This window comes from Vibrio sp. V39_P1S14PM300 (assembly GCF_009904765.1).
Classification (GTDB): Bacteria; Pseudomonadota; Gammaproteobacteria; order Enterobacterales; family Vibrionaceae; genus Vibrio; species Vibrio proteolyticus.
Genome location: NZ_WXWP01000012.1, coordinates 1 through 6,107, shown reverse-complemented (window position 1 = coordinate 6,107; position 6,107 = coordinate 1). Strand labels below are relative to the sequence as shown.

General features: G+C 48.1%; 8 protein-coding genes. 4 read left to right on the top strand and 4 right to left on the bottom strand.

Annotated features, from left to right (window positions below; translation table 11 throughout):
- Positions 1 to 133 precede the first annotated feature (133 nt).
- Together CAG65_RS00785 and CAG65_RS00780 are read right to left on the bottom strand one after the other, a co-directional pair.
- On the bottom strand, positions 134 to 829 hold the full coding sequence (locus CAG65_RS00785) for a pirin family protein (protein WP_161451488.1): 696 nt from the start codon (positions 827 to 829) through the stop codon (positions 134 to 136).
- Between the two features lie 40 nt (positions 830 to 869).
- A complete protein-coding gene (locus CAG65_RS00780) occupies positions 870 to 1,313 on the bottom strand; it encodes a DoxX family protein (RefSeq protein WP_021706008.1) in 444 nt (147 codons plus the stop codon).
- Positions 1,314 to 2,066: 753 nt separating this feature from the next.
- Here CAG65_RS00780 and CAG65_RS00775 point away from each other — a divergent pair.
- Positions 2,067 to 2,594: a magnesium transporter gene (locus CAG65_RS00775; RefSeq protein WP_161451486.1), complete on the top strand. Its 528-nt coding sequence runs from the start codon at positions 2,067 to 2,069 to the stop codon at positions 2,592 to 2,594.
- A 50-nt stretch (positions 2,595 to 2,644) separates the two neighbouring features.
- Here the strand turns inward: CAG65_RS00775 and CAG65_RS00770 are convergent, their stop codons facing one another.
- Entirely contained in the window at positions 2,645 to 3,283 is a 639-nt protein-coding gene (locus tag CAG65_RS00770; protein ID WP_161451484.1) for a response regulator, read from the bottom strand.
- 119 nt (positions 3,284 to 3,402) lie between these two features.
- The gene (locus CAG65_RS00765; RefSeq protein ID WP_021706014.1) at positions 3,403 to 3,606 is read right to left on the bottom strand and encodes a hypothetical protein; all 204 of its coding nucleotides are present in this window, start codon (positions 3,604 to 3,606) and stop codon (positions 3,403 to 3,405) included.
- A 178-nt stretch (positions 3,607 to 3,784) separates the two neighbouring features.
- Between CAG65_RS00765 and CAG65_RS00760 the strand changes: the two genes are divergently transcribed.
- Genes CAG65_RS00760 through CAG65_RS00750 form a run of 3 tightly spaced genes read left to right on the top strand, consistent with a single transcriptional unit; the run spans position 3,785 to position 6,055 of the window.
- A complete protein-coding gene (locus CAG65_RS00760; protein ID WP_161451491.1) occupies positions 3,785 to 5,164 on the top strand; it encodes an AlkA N-terminal domain-containing protein in 1,380 nt (459 codons plus the stop codon).
- Positions 5,161 to 5,637, top strand: a complete 477-nt coding sequence (locus tag CAG65_RS00755) for a methylated-DNA--[protein]-cysteine S-methyltransferase (protein WP_161451482.1) — start codon at positions 5,161 to 5,163, stop codon at positions 5,635 to 5,637. Before CAG65_RS00760 ends, CAG65_RS00755 begins: the two co-directional genes overlap by 4 nt.
- A 13-nt stretch (positions 5,638 to 5,650) precedes the next feature.
- Positions 5,651 to 6,055 carry a hypothetical protein gene (locus CAG65_RS00750; protein ID WP_237668710.1) on the top strand — a complete coding sequence of 135 codons (405 nt, stop codon included), beginning with the start codon at positions 5,651 to 5,653 and terminating at the stop codon, positions 6,053 to 6,055.
- Positions 6,056 to 6,107 lie beyond the last annotated feature (52 nt).

The following is a 6,107-nucleotide window of genomic DNA, read 5'->3' as shown; positions in this document are numbered from 1 at the left end:
TAAGCAATGAAAAGCCCGCAATAAATGCGGGCTTGGTTATGTGGTCAATTTGCGGCGATATCGAAATAAATTTCAAATAAAAACAATAGGTTGGTTTGTTTAAAAAACTCTCGTTGGAGCCTTGATAGGTAGGTTAAGGGAGATCAAAAATCAGCGCTTTGACGGTCTCGTTGGTCGGGTTAGCGAACGTTACCTCATTAACGGCCTCAATTTTGGCGCCGTCACCGCTATGCAAAGCAGTGCTGTTAGCTTGCATCACGCCGTCCACTTGGTGAACATATGTGTTGCGTTCCGATATGGTTTCAAAGACAAACGTTGTGCCCGGCGTCAAGATAAGCTGATACAAGCTGGCGTCTTGTTTGATTTGCAACGTACCATCTGCTCCACCTGGTGTGGCGATGGCGGTTAATCCAGGTTGCTGGCCAAAATCTTTTTGCTGATAACCCGGTGGATTACCAAAGCTGTCTGGTTGAATCCAGATTTGCAAAAAGCGCAGGGTACCGCTGTCTGAGCCGTTGAATTCGCTATGAAGAATACCTCGACCTGCAGACATCAACTGGAATTCACCCGCGGGCAGTGACTGAATGTTACCTTCACTGTCCTGGTGCTTAATAACGCCGTCAAGCACGTAGCTGATGATTTCCATATCTCGGTGCCCGTGAGTATCGAACCCCGCGCCGGGCTGCACGATATCGTCATTGATGACACGCAGCGCAGAGAACCCCATGTGCTGTGGATCGTAATAATTGCCAAAGGAAAACGTGTGTCGGCTATCGAGCCAACCAAAGTTAGCCCGGCCACGATCGTTTGCATGTCGTACAGTAATCATATTCTGCTCTCCAGGGGGGGGAACGCTCACAAGCGGCCGGTTACACTAGTTTTTGGCTTAGAACGTTATCCAGTGCCAGTTTACCTGAGCCTGAAATTGCCAGAGAAACGGTGGCGGCAAGCAAGGCCAGACCAAATTCGTAACCGTTGTTAGACATAAATAAGCCGTTGTCGATGTGGACAGAGAAAATCGCCACAATCAAAGTAAACGCAGTCACGACGGCGGCTGGACGAGTCAATAAGCCAAGTAGCAGGAACAGACCACCAAAAAATTCAGCGCTACCCGCCATGAAAGCCATAAGCACACCAGGTTCAAGACCAATGGATGCCATCCACTGTCCGGTGCCTTCCAGGCCATAGCCCCCAAACCAGCCAAACAGTTTTTGTGAACCGTGAGCCATCAGGATGATACCGATTGGCACGCGCAGCGCCAGTGGGCTGTAACCTGCTTGAGACGCGCTGATTTTTTTTAATAGTGCTTTCATCATTCTTTCCTCAATAAATTTGAATGTTTGTTTGATTCAGGGAGCGACCTACCCTTAATGCTTGATATCAAGTTTAGGTGCATTTCTTCCGCAAGGTAATGGGACGACATTGACGTACTCGTTCGAAAAATTTGAAGGAGAATAAATCCAGTTTGAGTTGTCGTGCTGAAAGTTCGTCCGAAAAAAGGCGAGAGGCGGGAGTTTATGCTGTGGCTCAGTGCTTGCTCTGTCATTGGGATGTCAAATTGACGTTGAATGAAAACTATACGATTGACTTTTGATTGCGCTGGGAATAGCATCCGGTTCGCTCACAGAGCAATTCAATTTAAATTCATTTTTTTGAGGAACAACAGAAGCCTATGGACTCGTCGAGTAGTCGAATAATGAATATGGTTTTTTCGAAATGTCGAAAATGCCAATGGGTTTCTGGTTAGTCAGGCAGTTGCCGTTTTTGCATTTGCCTGAAGACCAAACCTGTGGCAGATGCAGAGTTTCCTTTCTCATCCTTCCTTCGAATTTTCCGTGCATACTTCTTTGAAGTTCACTGACTGTCACCAGAGTATCCGCCTACTGGCGATACCAGCAGCGCTTTAAAGAACAAACGACAAAACAACGGTATGTTAATGCTGCGCCTTACGTAAGAGTGCCCGTGTTCAGTGGGTATGACGTTCTAACGTTGTCACTGACCCACATAATGCTGTTACGTATACGCAACTAGGTTTCTCTGTCCAAAGCAGTACTTGGATGAGAGTTATGAAAATTACACACATTGTACAAAATGACCGCCGTCCTCTCTTCAGAGCGCACGGCTTTAATCGGATCCAGCCTTACATCAACACAGACTGTTTTTGTGTTGAGGATGAGTTGAAAGTGTATCGGGTCATCAATCGTCTTCGCTTGATCGCGCATGCCAATCTGGTGATTGAATCAATCGTCGTTATTTCCGACAGCGGAGAGTACCTCGGTCTGATCCCTTTGCAGAGTCTGGCTGTGGCTGATCCTATGTTACCGGTTCGGGCACTGATAGAGGGGGCAAATCACTACGTATATGCGACCGAGGCACCATCACGTGCGGCGAACGTGTTGCGCCAGTGTCCCTGGCCTTTGTTGCCAGTTCTGGATGAAGAGCGACGGGTGTTGGGCGTACTGGAACGGCAAGTGGCTTTGAAGTGGCTACATCAGAGCAAATCGCGTTCGTTTTCCGACTGGTTGAACGCGATCGGTGATCGCTGCTTGAATCGTTTGCGTAGTCGGAAATACCATCGCAGTGAAGGCGTGTAAATGTCGGTAAGTGAGCGTGGTCTTCCGTACTTCTCGATATAATTGTCGCTTTAGTCGGGCATTTGTCGAGCGGTGTTCCATCGCTCGAGTTGTTGCCGATAATTTTCCAGCCAGGAGAGCAGTTGTTCGGTGGACCAGTGCTCTCCGGCCATCAGGCTTTCTTCAAGTTTTCTTGCGGGTTCCGCAAGCTTATCGAGCCCGACCGTCAGGGCGCCGCCTTTTAAGCGGTGAACGAAGTGTCTGATATCGATCCATTCACTTTTTTCTATCGCACGGCGAAGTTTTGCCAGATCGTCTTGGCAGGTGTTCCAATATAACTCTTCCAGTGAATGATAGTTTTTAACCTCTGCCAACTGACTGGAGTTTGGTTCTGGTTCCTCTAACCATAAATCAAGGATGGTTTGTAAGTCATCTAACGTGACTGGTTTGGTCAGAACACCGTCCATACCAGATTCGATGCATTTTAGTTTGTGTTGTTCACTGGTGGCGGCTGATATAGCAATGACTGGAGTTTGTGTTAGCCCTTGCTCTCGCTCAAAATAACGTAAGTGTTCTGTAACTTGGTAGCCATCCATACCGGGTAAATTGCAGTCCATGAGAATTAAATCAAAATGTTGATTTGCTTTGAGCTGTGTTAGGGCTGAATGTCCATCTTGCGCAAACGAGCATAGTTGGCCCAGTTCACGCAACTAGAATATGAGACATTGCCTTGACGTTACTTGATAAAAAATCTTACTAAGCCGGAATATCGCAACTTGCCTTAACATTGAGCCCTGCAAAGTGCAGGGCTTTTTCATTTATCAGTGAGTTACAAATTCATTAAACTTTCGAGGGATTCCTCAAAGCTCATACCGGTATAGGTGTGTCGTTGATTACCATCTGTCGCATCGATCTCGACATCCGAAATTCCGCGTTTACCATGCTGCTCAATCAAACGCAGAGATTTTTCAACGGAGTGACTGATAACGACTTGATTATCATTGAGTTTTATCTTACAGGAAAGTAAGTCCATAACTGACGTCCTTGTTGTTATTAACCAGATTGGAACGGTACTCACAAAGCGTAGACAATAAAGTCAAAGATCGACAAGTTCCCTTGTGCGGATTTAGTTCCGAAAATGGCTAGTTCAATTGATGGAGTCGCGTACAATTTGCTTAACGGTATGACAACAGGACTGAATCATGGCACCAATGGAACTCAATCGTCTGAGTCGCGAAGAATGTCAGCGAGCGAGAATGGCTCGGGATAGCCGCTTCGACGGACGATTTTACATCGCCGTCAAATCCACCGGTATTTTTTGTCGCCCCATTTGCCCGGCGAATTTGCCTAAGGAAGAGAACGTGGAGTACTTTGCCAATCAAGCTCAGGCACTGCAAGCGGGCTATCGGCCCTGCTTACGTTGCCGCCCGGATAGCGCCCCCAGCTCCTGGGCGTGGAAAGGCACCGAAACGACATTTCTGCGTGCGATGAAACTGATCGAGCAGGGCGGTTTGCAAGGTGCCAACTTACCTGCGTTGTGTGATCGTCTGGGCATTACCGATCGCTATCTGCGTCAGTTGTTTCAGCAGCACCTGGGCATGTCTCCGAAACAGTACGCGTTATATCATCAATTGATGTTCGCCAAGCAACTGCTGCACAACAGCTCCATGTCGATCACTGATATCGGCTTTGCGTGCGGTTTTAACAGCACACGCCGTTTCAATGATGCCTTTCAGAAAGTGCTGAAACTGACGCCGAGTCAGGTGCGTCGGCAGCAACTGGGCAACGGACGCCACAATCAGCTGGCGCTTGCGTTTCGGGGAGCGTTTGACTGGCAACACATGTTGGAGTTTTACCGCTTGAGAGCGATTGAGGGGGTCGAGCACCTGACTGAAAACCGTTATCAGCGTTACTTTGAGCTTGATGGCCGCTCAGGCTGGTTTAACGCGGATTTTAATCCCTCTCATAACGCTCGGACCCAGACCTTGGATGTTGAGTTTGAGCTGGAAGACATCACACAGTTGCGCCAGTTGGTGACACGCCTGAGACGCATGTTCGACCTTGACGCGGATACGTTATCGATTGAATCACACCTTGAATCGGTGGCTCCGGGGTTGGTGACTCATTCAGGTATTCGCATTCCCGGGGTCTGGAGCCCATGGGAAGCCGGAGTTCGGGCGGTGTTGGGCCAGCAGGTGTCGATTAAGGCGGCTATCGGCCAGTTGAACTTGTTGGTACAGCAACTCCATCCGAAAAATTCTCAGCGATGCTTCCCCACACCTGCACAGGTGGCTGGCGTTGACCTCAGTTTTTTGCGTATGCCCCAAAGCCGTAAGGACACATTAAAACGTTTGGCGGAGTATGTATCTAAAGAGCCGGACAGCGATCCTGAACACTGGCTGGCGCTTAAAGGCATTGGTCCCTGGACCGTCAGCTACGCCAGATTACGGGGGAAATCCGAAGCAGATTGCTTTCTGGATGGCGACCTGGTGGTAAAAAAAGCGCAAGCTGACTTTCCGGGCCTCAGCGCAGAATCCGTCGCCCCATGGGGCAGTTACGCCACTTTTCATTGTTGGAAACATATGTCATGAATCGATACAGCATTTTTAACAGCCCGCTAGGACGCGTCACTGTACAAGCTAATGAACAGGGACTACTGGGTGTGTGGTTTGAAACGCACACCACACAACCAAAACAATTAGGTGAAAGAGACGATGATTTTCCTATACTTGTTAGAGCAATCAAACAGTTAACCGAATATTTTGCCGGAGAGCGTACGGTTTTTTCGCTGCCAGTCGCCGCGCAAGGCACAGCGTTTCAGCAGCAAGTGTGGCAGGCGTTGCAGGCCATCCCGTACGGGGAAACTTGGAGCTATCAAGACTTGGCAAATTACATCAACAACCCTAAAGCAGTCAGAGCGGTTGGGTTGGCCAATGGTAAGAACCCGGTGTCGGTGATTGTGCCGTGTCATCGGGTAATCGGTAAAAGTGGCAAGCTAACCGGTTATGCGGGTGGACTGGAGCGGAAACAGTCACTGCTGAAACTGGAAGGGATTATCGACTAGCATAAGGACGACAATGAAAACGCTAAATCGAATATGTATGACTGGCGTTACCATACTTTTCGGCACGCTACTCAATGGGTGTGGTCAGGATGAGCTGGAACGTCTGGTTAACCATGAAACCTACTCATTTGAAGGCAGTTATGGTAATCAGGACAACGAAGATACCATCACGTTCAAAGATGGTGTGATGACGTATTCGATTCAGGGCTCAATTTTTACCAAGTCGTATACGGTGGACAAAAGGCATGTCCATATTCAGCTAAGAAACTCTTCACTAGAGAAGCGTGAAGACTTGGTGATGAGCATTCAAAATGAAGGTGAAAGCCTGACATGCAGTTCTTGTGCAAAATATAAACTCGCCAGTGTCTGGAACCGCTTGCCTGAGACGCTGGTGTTTGATTATTCGTCTATGGAATGAAAATTTACATAATCATATCAACCATTTAATAATAGCTACATTTCCTCCTTTG

What these genes read in the sequence shown, in the direction of transcription:
- CAG65_RS00785 (WP_161451488.1), bottom strand. Translation starts at nt 829, where the DNA reads ATGATTACTGTACGACATGCAAACGATCGTGGCCGGGCTAACTTTGGT.
- CAG65_RS00780 (WP_021706008.1), bottom strand. Translation starts at nt 1,313, where the DNA reads ATGAAAGCACTATTAAAAAAAATCAGCGCGTCTCAAGCAGGTTACAGC.
- CAG65_RS00775 (WP_161451486.1), top strand. Translation starts at nt 2,067, where the DNA reads ATGAAAATTACACACATTGTACAAAATGACCGCCGTCCTCTCTTCAGA.
- CAG65_RS00765 (WP_021706014.1), bottom strand. Translation starts at nt 3,606, where the DNA reads ATGGACTTACTTTCCTGTAAGATAAAACTCAATGATAATCAAGTCGTT.
- CAG65_RS00760 (WP_161451491.1), top strand. Translation starts at nt 3,785, where the DNA reads ATGGAACTCAATCGTCTGAGTCGCGAAGAATGTCAGCGAGCGAGAATG.
- CAG65_RS00755 (WP_161451482.1), top strand. Translation starts at nt 5,161, where the DNA reads ATGAATCGATACAGCATTTTTAACAGCCCGCTAGGACGCGTCACTGTA.
- CAG65_RS00750 (WP_237668710.1), top strand. Translation starts at nt 5,651, where the DNA reads ATGAAAACGCTAAATCGAATATGTATGACTGGCGTTACCATACTTTTC.